Source organism: Microcoleus sp. AT9b-C3 (genome assembly GCF_036705485.1).
Lineage (GTDB): Bacteria > Cyanobacteriota > Cyanobacteriia > Cyanobacteriales > Microcoleaceae > Microcoleus.
On record NZ_JAUBUR010000028.1, the window covers coordinates 19317 to 38833 of the forward strand.

Annotated in this window: 18 protein-coding genes; 6 read left to right on the top strand and 12 right to left on the bottom strand. The window is 46.6% G+C overall.

The window, feature by feature from the left end:
- Nucleotides 1-116 precede the first annotated feature (116 nt).
- Both QUB77_RS22545 and QUB77_RS22550 read right to left on the bottom strand, forming a co-directional pair.
- The gene (locus QUB77_RS22545; RefSeq protein WP_333177570.1) at nt 117-335 is read right to left on the bottom strand and encodes a hypothetical protein; all 219 of its coding nucleotides are present in this window, start codon (nt 333-335) and stop codon (nt 117-119) included.
- 214 nt (nt 336-549) lie between these two features.
- The gene (locus QUB77_RS22550; RefSeq protein WP_333177567.1) at nt 550-2511 is read right to left on the bottom strand and encodes a S9 family peptidase; all 1962 of its coding nucleotides are present in this window, start codon (nt 2509-2511) and stop codon (nt 550-552) included.
- 78 nt (nt 2512-2589) lie between these two features.
- On the opposite strand from QUB77_RS22550, the gene QUB77_RS22555 reads away from it, so the two are divergent.
- Nucleotides 2590-3513, top strand: a complete 924-nt coding sequence (locus QUB77_RS22555) for a nucleoside hydrolase (RefSeq protein ID WP_333177564.1) — start codon at nt 2590-2592, stop codon at nt 3511-3513.
- A gap of 159 nt (nt 3514-3672) precedes the next feature.
- Nucleotides 3673-5019, top strand: a complete 1347-nt coding sequence (locus tag QUB77_RS22560) for a DUF3370 domain-containing protein (protein WP_333177561.1) — start codon at nt 3673-3675, stop codon at nt 5017-5019.
- A gap of 72 nt (nt 5020-5091) precedes the next feature.
- On the opposite strand, the gene QUB77_RS22565 is transcribed toward QUB77_RS22560, so the two are convergent.
- On the bottom strand, nt 5092-6684 hold the full coding sequence (locus tag QUB77_RS22565; RefSeq protein ID WP_333323523.1) for a DUF4335 domain-containing protein: 1593 nt from the start codon (nt 6682-6684) through the stop codon (nt 5092-5094).
- A gap of 87 nt (nt 6685-6771) precedes the next feature.
- A complete protein-coding gene (locus QUB77_RS22570; RefSeq protein WP_333323525.1) occupies nt 6772-7377 on the bottom strand; it encodes a DUF3038 domain-containing protein in 606 nt (201 codons plus the stop codon).
- 386 nt (nt 7378-7763) lie between these two features.
- On the opposite strand from QUB77_RS22570, the gene QUB77_RS22575 reads away from it, so the two are divergent.
- Complete coding sequence (locus tag QUB77_RS22575; RefSeq protein ID WP_333323527.1) at nt 7764-7976, top strand: helix-turn-helix transcriptional regulator; 213 nt, start codon at nt 7764-7766, stop codon at nt 7974-7976.
- Nucleotides 7966-8517: a hypothetical protein gene (locus QUB77_RS22580; protein ID WP_333323529.1), complete on the top strand. Its 552-nt coding sequence runs from the start codon at nt 7966-7968 to the stop codon at nt 8515-8517. Before QUB77_RS22575 ends, QUB77_RS22580 begins: the two co-directional genes overlap by 11 nt.
- On the opposite strand, the gene QUB77_RS22585 is transcribed toward QUB77_RS22580, so the two are convergent.
- Entirely contained in the window at nt 8480-9421 is a 942-nt protein-coding gene (locus QUB77_RS22585) for a site-specific DNA-methyltransferase (RefSeq protein ID WP_333323531.1), read from the bottom strand. The two genes, QUB77_RS22580 and QUB77_RS22585, sit on opposite strands and share 38 nt — an antisense overlap.
- Nucleotides 9422-9622: 201 nt before the next feature.
- On the opposite strand from QUB77_RS22585, the gene QUB77_RS22590 reads away from it, so the two are divergent.
- Entirely contained in the window at nt 9623-9910 is a 288-nt protein-coding gene (locus QUB77_RS22590) for a transposase (RefSeq protein WP_333323538.1), read from the top strand.
- Nucleotides 9911-9916: 6 nt separating this feature from the next.
- On the opposite strand, the gene QUB77_RS22595 is transcribed toward QUB77_RS22590, so the two are convergent.
- From QUB77_RS22595 to QUB77_RS22605, 3 genes are all read right to left on the bottom strand, one after another.
- The gene (locus QUB77_RS22595) at nt 9917-10720 is read right to left on the bottom strand and encodes a hypothetical protein (RefSeq protein ID WP_333066932.1); all 804 of its coding nucleotides are present in this window, start codon (nt 10718-10720) and stop codon (nt 9917-9919) included.
- A 39-nt stretch (nt 10721-10759) separates the two neighbouring features.
- Complete coding sequence (locus tag QUB77_RS22600) at nt 10760-11005, bottom strand: hypothetical protein (RefSeq protein WP_333323533.1); 246 nt, start codon at nt 11003-11005, stop codon at nt 10760-10762.
- Nucleotides 11006-11270: 265 nt separating this feature from the next.
- Complete coding sequence (locus QUB77_RS22605) at nt 11271-13964, bottom strand: endonuclease MutS2 (protein WP_333323540.1); 2694 nt, start codon at nt 13962-13964, stop codon at nt 11271-11273.
- Nucleotides 13965-14430: 466 nt separating this feature from the next.
- Here QUB77_RS22605 and QUB77_RS22610 point away from each other — a divergent pair, with 466 nt between their 5' ends.
- Nucleotides 14431-15678, top strand: a complete 1248-nt coding sequence (locus tag QUB77_RS22610) for a response regulator (protein WP_333177548.1) — start codon at nt 14431-14433, stop codon at nt 15676-15678.
- Between the two features lie 282 nt (nt 15679-15960).
- Here the strand turns inward: QUB77_RS22610 and thrB are convergent, their stop codons facing one another.
- From thrB to QUB77_RS22630, 4 genes are all read right to left on the bottom strand, one after another.
- Nucleotides 15961-16893 carry a homoserine kinase gene (thrB, locus tag QUB77_RS22615; RefSeq protein WP_333177546.1) on the bottom strand — a complete coding sequence of 311 codons (933 nt, stop codon included), beginning with the start codon at nt 16891-16893 and terminating at the stop codon, nt 15961-15963.
- Nucleotides 16894-16983: 90 nt separating this feature from the next.
- The gene (locus QUB77_RS22620; protein WP_333177543.1) at nt 16984-17460 is read right to left on the bottom strand and encodes a tetratricopeptide repeat protein; all 477 of its coding nucleotides are present in this window, start codon (nt 17458-17460) and stop codon (nt 16984-16986) included.
- Nucleotides 17461-17464: 4 nt separating this feature from the next.
- Nucleotides 17465-18031 carry a Uma2 family endonuclease gene (locus tag QUB77_RS22625; protein ID WP_333177540.1) on the bottom strand — a complete coding sequence of 189 codons (567 nt, stop codon included), beginning with the start codon at nt 18029-18031 and terminating at the stop codon, nt 17465-17467.
- A gap of 203 nt (nt 18032-18234) precedes the next feature.
- Nucleotides 18235-19470: a VWA domain-containing protein gene (locus QUB77_RS22630; RefSeq protein ID WP_333323535.1), complete on the bottom strand. Its 1236-nt coding sequence runs from the start codon at nt 19468-19470 to the stop codon at nt 18235-18237.
- Nucleotides 19471-19517: the final 47 nt, after the last annotated feature.

The following is a 19517-nucleotide window of genomic DNA, read 5'->3' on the forward strand; positions in this document are numbered from 1 at the left end:
ATCTCGATGAAAAATTAAAAATAGTTTCCTCGATAGAAGTCCCAATTCCGAGACAATTGGGACTTTTTTTGATTATTGAGATGTTTAAAATTACTTTTAAGGAAAAATGTCGTCACTTACCTGATCATAGACAGTTCGTTGACTAATTTTATCCTTCCCCGGCACACAGAGCGCAACAGCCGATCGATCGAGCGTTTGTCTTCCTCCGTCAAATTTTCGTCAAAAATAGCAGCCATCAAACCGTACCTATCGGCTAGGGTAATGTAGCCATTGTGATTCACTTCGGCAAACAGCTCGCCCAAAGCAGATGGAATCAGGTGGACAGGAGTTTGCATAGCGATTAAGTCTGAATTCGACGATTGCGCGATCGAGTGTTCCTGCAACAACAAAAGGCGATCGCACTATAAAAATTTATAGCTGTATTGCCTTTAAAGATGTGATAGTAAACAGCAAAATTTGTGAAGGAAATCACATTGAAAATTGGCCAATTATGATAAAGCTTGCAGGTGCGTTTTAGGGAAGACCGAGCAACTGCAAACTTAATGTTTTCTAAAGATTGAAAATCACCACTTCCTCCACAGGTTCAGCTAACTCAAACTTAAACACCCGCGAATAGAAATAGAATTCGCCGTCAAGAGTTCTTTTGATATTTTCAGCGCGGCGAAAACCGTGCTGTTCCCCTTCGTAAGCGACATAAGCAACCGGCAAACCTTTAGCTTTCAATATCTCTACCATCATTTCTGCTTGATTGGGCGGAACCACTTTATCTTCTAATCCTTGAAAAAAGATAACCGGACAAGATAAACGTTCGGCGGAATGAATCGGGGAACGAGCTACATACAAATCTTTTCTTTCAGGATAAGGCCCAATTAATCCATCCAGATAGCGCGCTTCAAATTTGTGAGTCTCGGTTGTCAAAGCTTCTAAATCGCTAACTCCATAATAGCTTGCACCGGCCTTAAACACATCGCGGAAAGTAAGAGCACACAGAGTAGTGTACCCCCCTGCACTGCCTCCGGCGATCGCCATTCTTTCGCCATCCACTAAACCTTTTTGAGCTAAATATTTAGCACCGTTAGCGCAGTCATCAACATCGACAATTCCCCAACTATCTTGCAGTCTTTTTCTGTATTCTCTGCCGTAACCAGTGCTGCCGCCGTAATTAACATCGAGCACGGCAAAACCGCGACTCGTCCAATATTGAATTTTCAAATTCATGCTGCTAGAAGTAGCAGCAGTGGGGCCGCCGTGACTTTTGACAACAAGCGGCGGTTTTTCACCCGCAGGCGCTGCGAAATCTTGATTTTTCGGAGGATAGAAGAAACCGAAAGCAGTCAAATTGTTTTCCGTGGGGAATTCAATTGGTTCCGGTACAGAAAGATAACCCGGATTGATACTTAAATCGCTCGATTGGCGCAAGATTGACCGTTGACTTGTTGCTAAATTTAGTTGTACAATAGCAGTAGATTCAGTCGGCGAACCTGCCAGAAAAACCACCGTTTCTCCCCGCGCTTTGACCGACGAAATATCAGTGTAAGGCGTCTCAATAGTTGTCAACTGCTTAGTCGTTAAATCGAGACTCGCTAAATACCACTGGCCTTGCTGAGTGTAGGTGCAAATAATTTTGCTTTCCGAGACAACGGCATAAGTAGACATTCCAAAAACCCACTGAGGAAGTCCGAATTCAGCCGCCATTTCGCACAAGCTGGTTTCTATCTCTGCTTCCCCCCTTACCAAGGAGGGATTGAGGGGGGTTCGAGATTGCCAGCGGTAGAAATTCCACCAGTTAGACTTGTCAGAAACAAAATACAAAACTCCATCGGGCGACCATTCCGGTTGAAAAATCGACTCATCAACCCCGCCAGCAACTAAGTATTTTTCCCCTAAAGAACCGTCAGCCTTAATTTCTGCTACCCACAATTCTGTGCCATCCCACGGCATATTTGGATGGTTCCAACAAATCCAGGAAAGTAGAGAACCGTCAGGACTCAAACGAGGGGAAGCATAGAAATCATTGCCCTGAGTTAAGATTTGAATATCTTCGCCGCGATCTAAATTAATGCTAACAATAGTATTGACAGGTTCCCCTTCACCTGCATGGTCTTCGCGCACGCAAATCAGGCGATTTCTTTGCTTGTCAACTATCGCATCTGTATAGCGACAATTAGCAGCAGGAGTCAGAGGTTCTGGGTAAGAATTTAATGTTTGAACGTAAATACGTTGGTCGGCAAAATGAGAAAAATAGACAACACCGCCAGCAACTGCAAAAGCAGCGCCGCCGTATTCGTTAACGCGAGTGCGAACATTAAAAGGATGCGGTGTTACGTCGTTGATTGTACCGTCAGGAGTGCGCCGCACGAGGACGCTTCTCCCAGCTTCCGAAGGTCTTCCCTCAAGCCAATAAATATCATCGCCGTCAATAGCAATTTGTCCGAGTCCGACTGTTCCAGAAACAATTAAATCTGCAGAAATAGGTGATTTCCAAGAGCCGTAAGGTGATACTGTATTCATATAGTTGAGGCAGTTGTGTTTTACGCACAAAAAAATTAATATTTGTAGTTTACAGTAATTCAGTCACCGGGAAGCAAAATGTCCAAAAAACTCGTACTAATGGATCACGATGGTGCAGTTGACGACTATCTCTCTGTCGTGTTGCTGATGACAATGGAGGAAGTCGAAACTCTGGGAGTAATTGTAACTCCTGCGGACTGCTACATTCAACCGGCGGTGAGTGCAACGCGCAAAATCCTTGATTTGATGGGGCGTTCAGAAGTTCCGGTGGCGGCGAGTACGGTGCGGGGGCTCAACCCATTTCCGGTGTTATTTCGGCGAGATTCCTTTGCAGTCGATCGACTTCCCATTCTAAATGAAAAAGGAACCATTGACACGCCGTTAATATCAGAACCAGGACAAAACTTTATGGTGCGAGTTTTGCAAGATGCAGCCGCACCAGTCACATTAATGGTAACGGGACCGTTAACAACAGTAGCACAAGCTTTAGATATCGCGCCAGAAATTGAAAGCAAAATTCAAGAAATTGTCTGGATGGGAGGCGCGCTAAATGTTATCGGCAATGTTAGCAAAGATATGGAACCCGGACAAGATATGTCGGCGGAATGGAATGCTTACTGGGACCCGATAGCAATCGATAGAATTTGGCAAACCAAAATTCCCGTTGTCATGTGTCCTTTAGATATCACGAATAATGTACCGCTGACAGTAGAATTTTCCAATCTCTTAGCAAGACAGCGCAAATATCCAATTTCCGACTTAGCAGGACAGTGTTATGCCCTAGCAATATCTCAAGATTACTATTTTTGGGACATTTTGGCAACTGCTTATTTAGCACATCCAGAATTTTACCAACTGCGAGAATGGGAAACAGAAATTATTACCGAAGGCATCAGTCAAGGACGCACAAAAGTTAAAATAGGAGGGCGAAAAATTCAAGCAATGGATCAAGTAGACACAGCCAAATTTTACTATTACATATTACAACAGTGGGCGAGGTAAAAATCACCATATCTGCTAGGGACAAGCGAGCAAAATCTCCGTACAAAACCCGCCATGACACGAAGATTTACCTTCTCTTCTCTTCCCTCTCTTCCTCTGCGCCCTCTGCGCCCTCTGCGGTTAAAAAAATCTCATCTCCAAAATGCAAAACATCAAAAAATGCTGCCAATTCTATCAATTATCCCCTTAGCCCAAACCCCTCCCGAACCTCAAGAAATAGTTCAAATCCAAGAAGTGCGACCTCTCCCCGGACAATTAGACAACATACCAGTATTTAACAGCAACAGTCCCGAATTAGTGCTGCAAGAAGGAATTTTGCTTTCGACATTTCCCCCGGATGATAAAAGATTTCCGGCGGCACATTTAAACTTTCCGTTTCAAGGACGTTTCGACATATTTGCCCACCACATAGCCCGCGCACCTTCCCCGGAAGATTTGCGAACATTGTATCAAGGAGTAATTGTTTATAATCCGGGCAATAAACCTGTAACATTAGATATATTGCAAGCTGCGAGTTATCTCAGTCAACCCGATGCACCTTTTATTGAATTGCCGCCGCAAGTCGATAATTCAAACAGTAATATTTACGCCGGGCCGGGAAGCCGCGCTGTGAATGATATTCTCAGAGGAAGGAGACAGTCTGATTTTCCTGGGCAGTTAATTATTCCCCCTGGAAAAAGCCAGCTTTTGATGAATCATCCGATACCGGTGCGAGAATTGAAACCGCCGCTTAATGGTCGATCGACCTTGATGCGGTTACGCAGCGATGGTATAGTCTATGTTGCCAGTCTGGCGATGTTTGCCCGACTTGAGGCAGAGGGAAACGAGCGATCGCCCAACTTAGCAGAATGGCAAAACTTATTAGACAATGGTAATATAGCCGGGCCGCGCGATCGAGTTCCCACACCGCCCGAAATCACCGAAGGTCAAATAATTTACGGCCGAGTTGCCGGTGTAGCATTAGGTTCACAATGGCGAGCACTTCTCTCAGACAACCCCGCCACCTCAAACCTAGCAATTCCCCAACCCCGAACAGCCTTTTCCTATCCATTAAGCAGCCTCCCGCGCGGAATGCTGGGAACAAATCAAGTGCAAAGTGCGAGAATGCTAGTCCGCTACCCAGATACAGCATACCGCGCCCACGGCAATTACGGAATTCAATACAGTCTCAGCTTGCCGCTGTACAATTCTACCAGCAAAAATCAAACTGTAACTGTCGCAATTCAAACTCCAATTAAGACAGACAAATTAACTTCAGGAGGACTTAATTTTTTAGAACCTCCGGCACCTCAAACTTTTTTTAGGGGGACGGTTCGAGTGCGCTATACTGATGACAATAAAATGCCTCAAACTCGCTACGTGCATTTAGTCCAGCGGCGGGGACAGCAGGGGGAACCTTTGGTAAAACTAGAGATGAAATCGGGAGAAAAGCGACTTGTACAAGTAGATTTTATTTATCCGCCCGATGCGTCGCCTCCGCAAGTTTTGACAGTGAAAACAAATTAAATTTGATTTGAACTTGTTTAAGATTAGCAATTAACCGGGATTTCCCCATCTCGACAATGTGTTTGAGAGCGTTTAATCGCTCTCTTCCAAAAAGGTTTGTACTCGACCGTTTGGTCGCAAAACAACTCGAATTTTCGGGTTTTTGCCATTAGAAACAGCAGAAACAAACGGCTCGCCAGCTAAGGGCATATTAGCTTTCTCGATATAATCTGCTGCTGCTTTTCCCATCGGCACAATACTTTCAACTGACCCATTTTCATCGATCAGCACGCTGTATTCCAAAGTTTGCTCCATTCCTTCTGGAGGCTTCCAGCGTTCCTCAAAGTAAGTTCTAGCTTCGGAAACTTGAGGAATTGTATCAAATAAAGTGCGGTTTTTTTTGCTCGCCGCCACCTGGTTGTTGTCGTCGGACTCCGCAGTTGGTTGAGCGTCCTCAAGGGGTGGGAGTTCGGTACTGGCTGGGGGGACAATCGGCTCGATGGGGCTGGGGAAGGTTTGCGGCGGGGGAACAGGAAATCGGGAAGCCGACAGGGAGGGCGGCAGGGGGGGAGGTACGGCGGGAGCTAGTCTCGGCGGTAGGGGGGGCAGCACGTAGGGTACTGGTGCGGGTGCTTGGGGGGCGGAAATGGGCGGTTCTTCGGGGGCGGGAATAGTGATTGTTTGCCCTTGAGGGAAAGCTGGGGCGCTCTGTGGGGCGCTGGGTGCGCTGCCGTTGGGGGGAAATAGCAGGGGTGGCTGCTGGATGGGGCTGGGTCTGTTGCTGGGGGAAGCTGGGGTGAGGGCGATGGGAGGTAAGCTGGGGCTGGGGGAGGCGGCGGTGTTGATGGGCGGGGGCGGCAGGGGCGGTAAACCGGGTGTGGCTGCGGGTTTTGGTGCTGGGGGTGTCGGTAGGGCGGGAACTGGACTGGGGGAGACGCCGGCAGCTAACTGAGGGTTTCCTGGATCGGTGCTCAATGGTGGATTGGCGGGGGCTGTGGCGGTTTGCGGGGAGGTGGCGGCTCGATCGAGCATTTTGATAATTCCTGTCGTCAGGCCCGCGCTGGCGACCAGCATTGCTGCCACCTTGAGCCAGGGTGAGGACAACGGCCGTCGGGACTCGCGGTTGAGGTTGGGAAGCGCCATCACTTCGGCGGCGCAGTCATCGAGTGCTGTGGCCAAGTCAAACAGTTGCAGGGTGCTCAAGGGAACTACTGGCCCGGATTCTACGGCGCTCAAAGAGCCTAAAAACAAGTTGTGAGCGAGCAAGCCGCGGGGTTCTAAGCGGGGGGGAACCGGAAGGTAGGAGGTTGGGAGAGAGTAGGGGTTTGAGGTTGCTAGTTCGGAAGTGTTGAGGGGTCGATCGAATATGACGGCGTTACGCGCTGCTTCGGGCGAGTCTGAACCCGCAGGAATACGGCCTGTTTGAGAGTTAAGGTTGCTTTCCCAATCGCGGGATTCGCCCAGCAAGTTTTGGACGTAGTTGCTAACAGCTTCGTGGAGGGTTTCGAGTTGAATTCGATCGCCCCTGAGAGTAACGTGTTGGGTATCTGGCAGCCTGGGGTCGTCGAGTCGCAGCTCGAAACTTAAAGATTTAAACACCGGTTGGCCCGCCCAGCGAGATAGAGGCGAACTTTTGGCTGTAATTTCCAGCGTGCAAGTGGGGGGCGTGTACCGTTTGAGAACCATAGCAAAAAGTCTGTTGACTGTTGACCGTTGACTGTTGACTGTTGACTGTTGACTGTTGACTGTTGACCGTTGACTGTTGACCGTTGTTTAATTCTTAGCGCGGTCTAGAAGAGCCAGCCACAGGCGGCGGTGGCCGCCGGGACTGCTGTAAAACAGCAAGTCGATCAGGAGTTTGAGAGCCAAATCAGTCAACTCTCGGGCCGATAAATTTTCTGCATCTTCCATGCGCGAGCCATAAGTGTTGCTGAACCTGTCAATATAATCTCCCAGCAAAGCGATGGTGTGAGGTTCGCGGTTTTGCTCAGCCATTTGTTCGAGCAAAGCAACAGCGCGGCGGATTAAAGCTTGGTGCTGTTTTGCCAAATGACAGCTTATCAAAACGAGCGATCGAGCTTCCTCCACATCGAGTTTTTTGCGCCCTCCGTGGCCTTTCCGCAGCGGGTTAGATTGGCGCAGCCGCCACAAAGCTACCCGATCGGCTACCATTGGCTCTAAATTCAGTTCGGCTGCTACCTGGAGCATCGCCTCTGAGCCAATTTCTGCCAGTGCTTCTAAGGCTAACAGCACTAAATCCAGTTGGGCTTTAATGTTGTCCAACTGGGTAGGTTCTGGTGCTTTTTGGGTCAATTCTTCCCAGTTGGGAGATGGGCCCGTTTCGTTTGTGGGAGCGGAGGGCTTTACGGTCGAGCGCATGGCTTCAGCACGGGAAATTTAAGACAGGTTGAGGCAGGATATCAAACAGTATGCAGTGATTAAAGCTTTGCTGCCTGTGGGCAACAGCACATCTGTTAATTTGTCTCCATAGCTCGTTGCTTTGATTCCGGCAATCCTAACTGCTGGACGGATTTGCGGGTGAAAAGTTGCGGTTTCAAGTTCGATCGATCGCAATCCGCAAAACCCATAGATTTTTACTTCTAACCATCCTACGCCACAGAGTGACCGAAATCAAATCAGTGCTTTAGAAACTATTGGGGCTTATATCAATGCAAACATCCTAGCGCTATCGAATGCTACTTATAGTCTGTCGCTACTTATAGTCTGTCAGATTATAGTTGTCATTGCTTCATCTGGCGCCATCTATGGATATTACCGAGCAATTTGGTAAAAAAGTTAGACATTTCAGAAAGCTCAGAAATCTTTCCCAAGATCAGCTTGCAGAACTATCTGAATTACATCGCACCTATATTGGTTCAGTTGAACGAGGTGAAAGGAATATAACGCTAGTTAATGCCAGCAAAATAGCCAAGGCATTATCCGTTAGTCTAGCTGATCTGGTAACTGATGATGACTGAAAGAAGACTAGAGCAAATTTTAGCAAGATACCAAAACTCATTTACCGAAAAAATTTATGCAGAAGAGAATGAAGAACACGATGTTTTAATGGATGTGTTTGGTCTTTCTCCAATAATAAAAAAAGAAAATAGGCAATATTGGGGACGTGAGTTAGGTATGTGTTGGCAATTGTTAGTTACTGAAACTTGTAAAACATATTGCAGTAGTTTTCAGCCAGCATTTAAAGTTGGAAGCGATGAGCCGTGCGATCTGATTGTTGATGGGTACGCAATAGATACAAAATATCGTATTGGCTCAGGAGACTCTGGAACACTGAAAAAGTTCAAATCTTATGGCCCACTACTTCGTACTTATAATTACGAACCCGTATTCTTAATTCTTAGACCAGATAATTTGCCCGCAGCTATTACAGCGTGCCAAGTAGGGACTTGGAAAGTTTACACTGGGGACGCTTCCTTTGAGTTCATAAAAACAATAAGCGGGTTTGATTTAAAGTCATTTCTTATTGAAAAAGTGGGAGAATTCCCTGTATACCGCTGAAACTATCAAGGCGCTTGTTGATAATCTCTATGTAGTCAGGTACTATTTCAATACCAACATACCTAATGCCAAATTCTTTCGCCGCCAGCAATGTAGTTCCCGATCCTGCGAAAGGATCGATTAGAATAGAATTTTCCAAACGCGGTACAAATATTTCGACCAACTTTCTCATTAGAGCGATTGGTTTAACTGTGCAATGGACGTTAAACTCCTCGGTTTTCTCACGCTGTATACCTTCTAAAATATTGGACTGAAAACCACCGAACTGATCTCTAGTATAAAATAGACCAGTACCATACTCCTGTAGAGTTTCCAAGTAATTATTGACCAGTGGTTTTTGAAGTACGCAGATTGCTTCCCATTCGTTCCTCAGACAACTGTGCCAACCATCCCATTTTTCAGGATTTTCATATCCTTTCTTCTCTAACTGTTGTTTGATATTGACACCTTTAGGGATACCGCTGGATCTTTTATAAACAAGAATATCTCTCGCATAGAAACCAGCAGTTTCAAGTGCAACTTGTACGTGAGCAACAGTCCGCGTGCTGTTGAAAACTAAAACTGTCGCACCCGGTTTGCAGATCCGAAAAAGCTGCTCGCCCCACTCAAAGCACCACTTTTCATAATCCAGAGTGTTGTTGCGATTCCTTTGATACCATTTTTCGTTTCTGACTCCACCTGCTAAACCACTGCCATAGGGAATGTTTTTAACAAGGGTTTTATTTCCCTTGCCATTGACTCTTTCCATACGCCTTTGAATTTCTGAGTCATCCCATTTATGACCAATAAATTCATAATTATAAGGTGGGTCAGTGATACACGCTGAAATATAATTTTCTGGCAATGTCTTCATCACTTCACGACAGTCGCCAACCAAAACTTCATTTGAGGGAGTTTTTTTCATTAGTCAGGCAGTTACTAAAGTGGTAAATCAACTCTTAATTATGCCACATTTGCAGTATAGTACCCATTCCAGTTGCATCAGTACGATGATGCGGTCTATCTCCTAGGCCTCTTTGTCACCCCTCCAGTATTTTTGGATGAAACTGGTATTCTACGCTCGTTTGAGTAGAACTTATGCCCGCTCCCAGCACGGGACAATAGTATACAAAAAAAAGCATTCTATCGGGGAGCCAAAGTCACAGCAATTGGCGCAATTAGTATGAATAAAGTGTTGGCATTGATGACGATGAATGATTCAATGGATGGACAGGCATTTGCTATATTTATTCAGCATTTTTTATGTCCTCAATTATGGGAAGGAGCGGTAGTAGTAATGGATAATTTACCCGCCCATAAATTAGCATTAATCAAAGGGGGAACTTCCGCTGAGATCCTCAGCGGTTGTGCTGCCTTTTTAACTGCTGCTGACATCCTTGAATCTTCCTTTTAGTGGAGATTATCGAACAGCTTGAAGTGTTCTTTTCCCTCCCGGAATATCGCTGTTAACAACATAAAAATCTTGCGGATAAATCCAGTGGGTGCCCAGGGGACCGTGAATTTGAATGCCGGTCATAACGGCATAGGTAAAAATAGATCGATCCAGGGTCTCTAAAAGATGTTCGACATCCTCAGAAATAATTCGAGATGCCAATTTTGTAATTTCTATTAAATCGGGTTTATCTCCATAGGTAATGGTTGAAAGAATTTTTTGCCGAATAATTGTTTGTTCAATATCCTGCATATCCATTTCTAGCTTTAGGTGCCCCGCTGCCAACTCTTCAACAATCGCTTCTAATGCTCCACAGGCATGGGAAGCTTTTTGAATACCATCTCGATAAACCATGCCAATATCGCCATGTCTAGAAATAGCGATGTGGGGCATGGCATAAAAGGTAAAACGACGAATTCCATCAACTATAGGGGTATGGTCGGTCGCAGAAGCTAACCCTGTTTTGCCCATCATCACAAATCCAGCTAAGCTGCAACAATTAAAGGTTTTCCCCCAGTATCGAATTACTTCGGCGAATAGGGGTTCGGCGATTTCATCCCGACAAATTGCTATCATTCCCATCGTATTTTCATCACAAAAACCGTAGGTACTCAAGCTTTGGAACGTCTTTCTCATGTACTTGCTCATGGGTAATGCCCCTGGAAAGTGAGTAGTGAGCATTTGATGAAAAGCTGGAAACACATTAGGATCATAACCATTTAGTGTTTGGGGGATAGTTTCGCTAAGCTGATTGATAGGATTCTGGGTCATCTTTTCGCTGCTCTTAATTAACTGGTGATATCCTTCACTTTAAACTGTTAACGGTTGCACCAATTCCTTGACAGGTGCTTCACGGTCATCTGGCTGCTGCACCCGAATCAGCCACCCTTCGGCTTGGGAGTAGTTATCTTTTTCCACTTGTTTAATAGCTTGTTTGAAGTTAAACTGTACGCCCCAAACATCGCTCGTGAAGCGCTTTTCTTGCTTCATTTTGTCGAAGAACCCGACGGCTTCGGGGTGAGATAAACCACCTTCGGTTTTAGCAATAGAGAGCATTACGTCATTAGTCAGGCAGTTACTAAAGTGGTAAATCAACTCTTAATTATGCCACATTTGCAGTATAATCCATTCCGGTTGCATCAGTATGATATGTTCGTTGCGACTTGTGTTGCTGCATACAACTATATATAGCAATCCTAAATGACTCGTAAATTTTTAACCCCACCCCAACCCTCCCCTTACTAAGGGGAGGGAGTAAGAAATTTACAAATGATTTAGGATTGCTATAATTATGAGTCAACCGGAAATGCGTAAATTTTGATTATTTCAAATAAACCACTGTCACACCTGCACCTCCTTCTTTTTGACTGGCGAGCTCAAAGCGGGAAACCTGCGGGTGATTCGCGAGGAACTCGTGAACGCCGCGCCGCAACTGTCCCGTACCTTTGCCGTGAATTATCCACAGGACTCCGTATTCCACGGCTTTGGAAAGAGCTCTGTCTATTTCGATTTCTGCATCTGAGACTCTCGCACCCCGTAGGTCGATCGAATTATTAGCAGTGCGGATGGCAATTTCGGGATTGGGTTTTGCAGGTTCCGACGCTGCTTGCTTAGCTTTAGCCGTAGCGAGTGCTTGTGCTTGGGCGGCCGCCTTGGCTAATTGAGCTTTAGTTTCGGGTTTTTGACCGTCGAGGGATTCAATTTCTCCGAGTTTGACAGTCATTTTCATAATCCCGAACCGAACGCTCAACTCTTCGTTAGCATCGGGACCGCTGAGGACTTCGGCGGTTTGGCCCAAGCTGGGAATGCGGATGCGATCGCCCACTTTCGGCATAAAACTCGGTTTGGGTTTAGCCGGTTGTTGGCGAGAGGGCAGGTGTTTTTGGGAAATTTGATTTAAGGTTTCTGTCGCTTGTTGGGCATTTTGAGCCGTCTGGTTGCCCGACTGCAAGCGACGAATGATTTGAGCAATTTCTGATTTTGCCGACCCTATCGCCTCATTTACTGCCACTTCCTGAGCTATTTTTAGTTCTCGCTCCCGCTCTTGCAAAGCGGCTGCTTTTTGAGAAACTTCTCTGTGCAGTTTTTCGGTTTGGTGTAGCAGTTGAGTTGCTTCTCTGGCCTTGGTTTCCTGTTTCCGGCGCTGTGCTTCGAGTCCAGCAATCACTTGATTAACATCTTGAGACGCTCCCCCCACATAGGTTTGAGCTTCTTCGACTATGGATGCTAGCAAACCGAGTCTTTGGGCAATGGTGAGGGCGTTGGAACGTCCGGGAATTCCCCACAGCAAGCGATAGGTTGGCTGCATGGAATTGTCGTCAAATTCTACTGAGGCATTTTCAAAGCGGGAGTCTTGATATTTGAGGGCTTTGAGTTCGCCAAAGTGGGTAGTTGCAACTGTTAATAGGGAATGTTGGGCGAGGTATTGCAACAGGGCGATCGCCAATGCACTGCCTTCTGAGGGGTCTGTTCCCGCTCCTACTTCGTCTAACAAAACTAAAGATTTGGGAATTGGTAATTGGGATTTGGTAATTGGGATTTGGGCTTGGGGAATTTGTAATTTAGGTTTGAGAATTGGGAGAGCAGAAACAGTGCTCTGTGTATCTGTGGCTTCTTGGTCTTGCTGTTGGGAATTAGTAATTGGAAGGTTTGAATTTTTTTCCCCTTCCGCCTGCGATTTATTGTGTAAAACTTCTAAAATGCGGCTGATGCGGCGGATATGGCCGGAGAAAGTAGACAAACTTTGCTGCAAAGATTGTTCGTCACCAATATCGGCCAAAATATTGTCGAACCAAGGCAATTCTACGGGTTCGCGGGCTGCCACAAACATTCCGGCTTTCGCCATTAAAGCTGCCAATCCCAAGGTTTTGAGGGTGACAGTTTTGCCGCCTGTGTTTGGGCCTGTGATGGCGACGACGCGGATGTGCGGCGCGATCGTTAAATCGACCGGCACGACTGGAAAGCCTTGCTCGTGCTGTTGCTGCCAAACTAATAAAGGATGGCGCAACTGGCGCAGGGTAATTTGCGATCGCAGGTTGCGAATTAATAATTGACTGTTTTCTGAGTTTTCCTCATCTTCTTTTTCCTCATCTTCTTTTTCGGGATTTTTTGGTGCTAATTCTGGCTCTCCCAATTCGATAAATTTCGGCGGATTTGCTTGCAACCAAAAACTATAACGCGCTTTAGCGGCCGCTAAATCTAAAGTTGTAACTACAACCACCAATCTGTCTAAATCGGGTTTTACTGCTGCGACTTGCTCCGTGAGGGCGCGGCGGACTGCTTCTTCTTCGGCTTGTTCTTGCCTGAGCAACTGCCGCATTTGGTTGTTAAGATTGACTGTGCTGTGGGGTTCTACGTACAGTGTCGCGCCACTGGCCGAGGAGTCGTGAACGATGCCCGGTATGGCATCTTTTTGGGGAGCTTTGACGGGAATGACAAAGCGTCCGCTTCTTTGGGTAATTAGCTGTTCTTGTACGGCGTTGGATTGGCGCTGCAAAATCCCCTGCAATATTTGATAAATGCGATCGCGCAACTGTCGCATTTGAACTCTAATTCCTGCTAATTTAGGAGTGGCTCTGTCTGCTACTTGAGCGCGATCGTCTATACAGCGATGGATTTCTTGCTCTAGTTCGGGATAAGTCCGCAATTGGGCTGCCAGTTCTTTGAGCGTCGGCACATCTGCCTGAGAGTCAATTATCCGGCGCAATTGCCTTGCTCCGGCGAGGGTAGTAGCAATGGCCAGCAATTCTTCGCCGCTGAGCAAACCTTGCAGTTCGGCTCGCTGCAGCGAAGTGCCGATGTCTTGGATTCCCTCAAAACTCAAAGCACCGCCAGCGCGGCTCTCTAACTGATAAGCTTCCTGAGTTTGAGCTAGGAGTTCTGCTGTTTGAGCTTGAGTGGCCGGGATTTCGATGTCGAGGGCGGCGGCAACGCCGAGTTTGGTGGCCGCGAAGGTAGCCAAGTGCTGACACAGGCGCGGCCATTCTAATAGTTCTAGTGTTTCGGCTTGAATCAAAGTTGAGGTGGTGTTGGTAATTGGCATTCTCAGGCGCTGACCGAGAAGGTGAATTTAACGATACTATTAATTGATTTTAAAGTTTTTTATTGTTTCCTGGCGCAATTTGAGAAACTATCTGCGATCGCCCTCAGCAGTCTTTCGGCAGAAAGCTCTGATGTAACATTAATTACGAAGGAGAAAATTTGCATTTTTGCATTGCCCGTCTAAAATTATACCTTCTAGTGATACCAGTCCCCAAAAAATATGCAACTGTAGGCAAGCTCCCAACTATTATTATACAGTAAGTCATTCCCAATTTTTTTCTCTAAAACATAAAATCTAAAATGGTATGGGCTATTTGGGGTTTTGAGGGATCGGGCATCGGCTGTTTTTAGATGGAATTGAACTATTTTGGAATTTTAAATCTGTCAGCGCAATTCTGGCGGTTGTATCCTAAAAAGTAATTTGTGGAGTTGGTAGAAGTATGGCAAAGATTCTGGCGATCATCGGGGATACTGTGACTTTTCAAGTTGTCCAAGAGTTACTCAGCCAAGAGGGACATCAGGTGAGAGTCGTTCCCGACGATAAGGAGGGTTTAGAATTGGCGAGGGAATTGTCCCCCGATGCGATAATTTGCGACGGGACTTCGCCTCAAATCAACTTTTTGGAGGTGTGCCGGCTGGTGAAAGCCGATGGAGAATTGGCGACAGCCTATTTTATTCTGCTGACTACACCGGAGCAATTTGATGAAGTTCAAGAATCGGATGCCCCCTTTGACGATTTTCTGTTTAAACCGATTGTTAAGCAGGAATTATTGGCGCGGGTGCGCGCTTCTAAGAAAGCGCATGAGTTGAGGGCGCGGTTGGAGTTTACCCAGCAAGAATTGCAACTGTCGCGCGAGCGAATTCTGCAAAGTGAAAAAATGTCTAGTTTGGGCGAATTGGTGTCTGGGATAGCCCACGAAATTAATAACCCAATTACTTTTATTTACAGCAATCTAACTCACGTCCAAAGCTACGCTACCGATTTAATTGAACTGCTGCGATTGTATCAAAAGGAGCTAGTCAATCCCGGATCGGAAATTCTGCAAAAACAACAAGATATGGATGTAGAATTCGTACTCGACGATTTATTAAAAATTGTGAGTTCCATGCGTACCGGGAGCGATCGCATCCGCCAAATAATCTTGTCGCTACAGGATTTTTCCCGCAGCGATCGATCGGGCTGGCAGTTATTCGATGTTTCCGACGGTTTAGAAAATACTCTGTTGTTGTTACAGCACCGCTTGCCGGCTCGCGAGGGAAGGCGAGACATCAAGGTGATGAAACAATTCGGCAATTTGCCACAAATTGAGTGTTATGCAGGTCTGCTCAATCAAGCTTTTCTGAATATCATCAATCACGCGATCGATGCTTTGGAAGAGTCGGCTCAAGAGTTAGAGGAGTTGGAATCCATCAAATTTAAGCCTGTGATTTTGATTACCACTCAGGTGGTCGATTCTCAGCGAATTTCGATTGAGATTGCTGATAACGACATCGCACATAGCAAAGATACCACAGCCGAAATTTCCGATCCATTTTTGGGAGCAAAACCTGCGGAACCACCCATATCATCGGGACTTGCTCTCAGCTATCGGATAATTGTAGAGCAGCACAAAGGAGAGTTCAAGTGTTTTTCCGAACCGGGGAAAGGCACTAAAATTCAGATAGAGATTCCGCTGCGTCACACTTGATTAACAGTATTTATCGTTGGTGGGGCGGGTTTTTAAATTTGTTGGTTTTAGCCGGAAATTGTTGTGAATCCGCCCCTACAATGACTGGATTTTTTGATAGGTAAAATTTTGTAGAGGGAATGGCAGAAGTTATCGAAAAGAGACTTGAGTTGATATTCAAGAGATTTGAAGGAGAGAGGAAAAGAATAGAAATATGAATAATTCCATCGAGAGGGGCAACCACGGGAGATTGCCCCTACAAAACACGGTTATGTAGATGTTGTGTGTCTAGCAGTGGAATAACTAAAGGGAGACTTGCGCGCCTTTAGTATCGAGCCCGATCGCCCTTACATCTGCCTTTACCCCAAATTCCCCCCAAGCAGCCGCCATTTCCCTCACAACGGCATCAGCATTAGTAGCATCCGTTAAAGCCAAAAGCGTTGGCCCGGCACCGCTAATTACCATTCCACAAGCCCCTGCATTCACGGCGGCTTGTTGCAGCGCTTCATATCCCTGAATCAGAGATTGCCGGTAAGGCTGGTGAATTTTGTCTTGGAGGGCGCAGCGCAGCCAGTTTTCATTCCCAGTTTCCAAAGCCCGCACTAGCAAACCGAGGTGTGCAGCATTAAAAATCGCATCAGCCTTACTGTAATCTGCGGGCAAAACTCGGCGGGCTTCGGCTGTAGACAGTTCAAAATCGGGGATGGCTACCACGGGCACAATATTTGGATGCCAGGGAATGTCGCAAATCTCCCAGGAAGCGCCCGCTGTTTGGGTAGCAGCGAGGCGACACCCTCCGAGTAAAGCGGGGACAACGTTGTCGGGATGTCCTTCAAGTTCGATCGCCAATTGCATCACTTCCACTTGACTCAAAGGCGCACCGGCTAACTCATTTGCACCGACTAACCCACCGACAATAGCTGTGGCGGAACTTCCCAAGCCTCTAGCCAGCGGAACTTGCATATCTATATGTATCGCTACAGGGGGCGGCGATTGGTTGAGGCGATCGTATAACTTGAGAAAAGCTTGATAAGCGAGATTGCTGTCATCTGTCTTGACTTTGGCGGCTTCTTGGCCCGTAACAGTAATTTTTAGTTTCTCGGTTGCTGAGGGTTCGAGTCGGGAGAATTGGAAGCGGTTGTAGAGGCTTAAAGCGGCGCCGATGCAGTCGAATCCGGGGCCCAGGTTGGCGGTAGTGGCGGGTACGGTGACGGTGACGGTGGAAGTTTCGGGCATTTTTTGAATGGTGGATTTGGAATGTTTAACCGCAGATGAATGCGGATGAACGCCGATCGCAGGATATTATACTACGTTTTCAAAAGCCATTTATTCTTGCAGCATTTCAAGATGCTTGATGGCATCTTGATAATCGTTGGTATTGCCGTCTTTTTGATAGAGCTCTGCTGCTTTATGATAATCGGCGATCGCCCCCGGTTTGTCTTCTAAGAACTCGCGGACTCTGGCGCGGTTGTAGTAGGCGTCGCCATAGTTGGGGTTAATTTCAATTGCGCGATCGAAATCTGCTTTAGCTGCTTGATAGTCTTTGAGATTGCGGCCGTGGATGATGCCGCGTTTGTTGTAGGCTTTGGCGTAGTTGGGGTTGAGGCGAATAGCTTCGGTGTAATCGGCCATCGCCCCTTGAATGTCTCCCGCTTCGGATTTGGCTAAAGCGCTATTAAATAAGTCTTCAGCAGGATTTTGAACGATGAGTATTGGCGCTGACTCTGCTGTAATGGCAGGGGATATGCCACCCAAAACGGTAACAAATCCCCAAAGGGCGATCGTCCGGTAAAAGTGTTTCATAAATCTAAGCAAAAATTCGAGCGACAGAGCAACTAAAACCAGGTAACAAAGGCGAGGTCAATTCATCAGCGCTCAACAGCGTAGCAATGAGCCTTAAACTTGCTTGTTCCCTGCGATAAACTTCTATTTGCTGCAACCGCCAATTCACAATCCAGTATTCCTGTACTCCTCGTACCGAATAGAGTCGGAGTTTCAAATCTCTATCCCGTCTTTCATTGTCTGCACCGAGGGACAATACTTCAACAACTAACTCAGGTGCGGCAGTTAAATGACCGGCTTCGTCTAGCAAGATAGCCAAGCGTTCATTGCTGGCCCAAACTACATCAGGAATAACGTTATCGGCATCTGTGAAAATAAGACCAGGATTGATTGCAGCTCGTCCTAAACCGGCAGACATCGACCAAGTATCGAGCACAGAAAAAACTCTGCCACAAGTCTGTTGATGACCCCAATGCGGTGCTCTAGTCACAAATAACTCTCCATCAATAATTTCATAACGATCGCCGTTATCGGGCAATAGTTCTAAATCGGCGGTAGTCCAGCGTACTTTATCAGATATTGTCTGGTTCATACAAGCACTGTTGATAGGTGATACAAACATTCTAAACGATCGACCATCTAAAGCATCCACAAATTTTAACCGGTGAGTGAAACTAACACAAAAACAAAACCCGCGCTGGCGGGTTTCTATATTCTTAGTCCGCGAAGGCGGACTTTGTTTGTGTAGTCGCGATTTCCAATCGCCGGATTTCCTTAGAATTACAAACCATGAGATTACTTCAAAATAGTTTTAGAAGCAATCCGAGTTTTCTTGCGATCGGCTTCACTCAATTGTTCACCAGATTGCAAACGAGTAGCAGAGGTTTGTAGCACAGTTGCGGCACTTTTATCGCCCATTTGCAGAGCAGTTTTAGCAGCCGTTTGCAGCATCGTTGCTGCGCCGGCGCGATCGCCCTGTTGTAATCTAGTTTCGGCTAATTGAGTTTGGCGGTATTTAGCCAAAGCTAAAATGTGCTGCTGTACCATCGGGTTGAGTGCTGGCTGATAAACTTTCAGGACATTAGCGGAAAGTGCAACAGGATCGGAAAGCAAACCTTGACCGACACTCGGATCGTCGTAGCGAATTTGCAATTGCCCGATCGCCTGTGTACCTTCGGGCAACTGTCCAATATAAATATTAGCCAAAACTACTCGCTCTATATCCTTCATTAAATCTCCCAAGCGCACCATAAAACGATCGCCCTCTTGCTGTACCGGTAATTCGATCGTATCCGGGGAAACTTGGGCGATCGGTTTGAGTTCGGCTAACCGCACTTTTGGCATCAGTGAAAATAGCAAATAAGCATTAGTCAAGCCTACACCTTGGATGTGGCTAAACAGTTTACCAAACTCGTCAACCGCATCTTCGGGACGCTGAATGTGTGCCAGAGCACCGCCACCAGCGTCAGCAATCTTTTCCAAAATATCCTGGTTCCAGTTATCGCCAAATCCCAGAGAATTTAAAGTCATGTTGTAGTCGGCAGCCAATTTAGCCAACTTTAAACAGCGGCTGTCGTCGCCGTGTTCGTTTTCGCCGTCAGTCAGCAGAAATGCCTGAGATATAGCTTCTTTTTTGCCTTTGCCCAACTCTTCAATACCTAACTTAATGCCCTCATCAATTGCTGTGCCACCGGCCGAGCGCAATTGCTCAATTTGCCGTTTAATACTGCTGGGATCTCCTACAATTTGATTGGGGACGAGGACTTTGGCTTTATGGTCGAAAGCCACCGCGCAAAAGCGATCCCCAGGCTTCAACCTGTCTAGCAACCGTCCGGCGGCTTGTTTGACGGTTTCCAAGGGGCGTCCGCCCATCGAACCGCTGTGGTCGAGAATCAGGCACAGGTTTAAGGGTACGCTGGAGTCGATCGAGCTTGCCGTCGCAGACACCGAAATCGCTAGCTGGCGCTGGGTCGAGGGCGCGGTAGCCTCAAGGTTAGGGTCGTTTAAAACAGGGAGCAAACTAACTTTCATGCGGGATACCTAAAGATTGCGTTAGTATTTCTTTAAGAATAGCTCCA

Bases quoted from the DNA above. Each gene is read 5' to 3' on its own strand.
- QUB77_RS22545 (WP_333177570.1), bottom strand. From the start codon at position 335: ATGCAAACTCCTGTCCACCTGATTCCATCTGCTTTGGGCGAGCTGTTT.
- QUB77_RS22550 (WP_333177567.1), bottom strand. From the start codon at position 2,511: ATGAATACAGTATCACCTTACGGCTCTTGGAAATCACCTATTTCTGCA.
- QUB77_RS22555 (WP_333177564.1), top strand. From the start codon at position 2,590: ATGTCCAAAAAACTCGTACTAATGGATCACGATGGTGCAGTTGACGAC.
- QUB77_RS22560 (WP_333177561.1), top strand. From the start codon at position 3,673: ATGCTGCCAATTCTATCAATTATCCCCTTAGCCCAAACCCCTCCCGAA.
- QUB77_RS22565 (WP_333323523.1), bottom strand. From the start codon at position 6,684: ATGGTTCTCAAACGGTACACGCCCCCCACTTGCACGCTGGAAATTACA.
- QUB77_RS22570 (WP_333323525.1), bottom strand. From the start codon at position 7,377: ATGCGCTCGACCGTAAAGCCCTCCGCTCCCACAAACGAAACGGGCCCA.
- QUB77_RS22575 (WP_333323527.1), top strand. From the start codon at position 7,764: ATGGATATTACCGAGCAATTTGGTAAAAAAGTTAGACATTTCAGAAAG.
- QUB77_RS22580 (WP_333323529.1), top strand. From the start codon at position 7,966: ATGATGACTGAAAGAAGACTAGAGCAAATTTTAGCAAGATACCAAAAC.
- QUB77_RS22585 (WP_333323531.1), bottom strand. From the start codon at position 9,421: ATGAAAAAAACTCCCTCAAATGAAGTTTTGGTTGGCGACTGTCGTGAA.
- QUB77_RS22595 (WP_333066932.1), bottom strand. From the start codon at position 10,720: ATGACCCAGAATCCTATCAATCAGCTTAGCGAAACTATCCCCCAAACA.
- QUB77_RS22600 (WP_333323533.1), bottom strand. From the start codon at position 11,005: ATGCTCTCTATTGCTAAAACCGAAGGTGGTTTATCTCACCCCGAAGCC.
- QUB77_RS22610 (WP_333177548.1), top strand. From the start codon at position 14,431: ATGGCAAAGATTCTGGCGATCATCGGGGATACTGTGACTTTTCAAGTT.
- thrB (WP_333177546.1), bottom strand. From the start codon at position 16,893: ATGCCCGAAACTTCCACCGTCACCGTCACCGTACCCGCCACTACCGCC.
- QUB77_RS22620 (WP_333177543.1), bottom strand. From the start codon at position 17,460: ATGAAACACTTTTACCGGACGATCGCCCTTTGGGGATTTGTTACCGTT.
- QUB77_RS22625 (WP_333177540.1), bottom strand. From the start codon at position 18,031: ATGAACCAGACAATATCTGATAAAGTACGCTGGACTACCGCCGATTTA.
- QUB77_RS22630 (WP_333323535.1), bottom strand. From the start codon at position 19,470: ATGAAAGTTAGTTTGCTCCCTGTTTTAAACGACCCTAACCTTGAGGCT.